This is a genomic window from Wolbachia endosymbiont of Glossina morsitans morsitans (assembly GCF_000689175.1).
Taxonomy (GTDB): Bacteria; Pseudomonadota; Alphaproteobacteria; order Rickettsiales; family Anaplasmataceae; genus Wolbachia; species Wolbachia pipientis.
The window spans coordinates 2,285-3,033 of record NZ_AWUH01000150.1; the positions used below are offsets into that span (position 1 = coordinate 2,285).

A 749-nucleotide genomic window follows, 5' to 3' on the forward strand; every position below is an offset into this window, starting at 1 on the left:
ATACTCTATTTGTTTTATTCCAAGATAAATTCTTGCCCGATTCACGTTAGCCCTTATTACTTTTGCTTCTATTTTATCACCTACATTATACTTCTTTATCTCATCTGAACCATTTTTAGACCAACTAAAATCTTTCACATATATTGTCGCTTCACGTTCTCATCTATTTCAGAATCACCGAAAGCAACAGATACATATGAGCCGGTATTATTCTTCACTTCACCAGAAACAATAGAACCAGGAGGATATTTATTGATACTTGCCAAGGGTTGTCTACACACCTCTTCATGCTTAAACTCATCCTACTCTTAGCAATGTCAATACTGAGAATTTTTACATATACTTCTTGTCCCGTTGTTACGAGACTACTAACTGGTAAATTACTCTTAACCCAAGTTATTTCCGACGAGTGCACTAAACCTTCAATTCCAGGTCTAAGCTCAACAAATAATCCATAATCTTCTATGCTTGTTACATAACCCTTATGCACACTATCAACTGGATATTTTGACTCTGCATCTTGCCAAGGGCTATCTTCTAGCTGCTTCACACCCAAGGAAATTTTAGCATTTTCCTTGTCTATTTTTATAATTTTAACTTTTATAGTCTGACCACAAGTAAAAACTGCAGACGGATGACTTACCCTACTCCAAGAGATATCTGTAATATGTAACAATCCATCTATAACTCCCACTACATCTGATTCATGAATACCGACAAATACACCGTAATGAGTGATACTTTTTATT

1 pseudogene is annotated in these 749 nt (G+C 35.2%); it reads right to left on the reverse strand.

The annotated features are described in order from the left end of the window. A pseudogene (locus WGMM_RS03915) lies at window positions 1-749 on the reverse strand (S1 RNA-binding domain-containing protein); the annotation flags it as partial.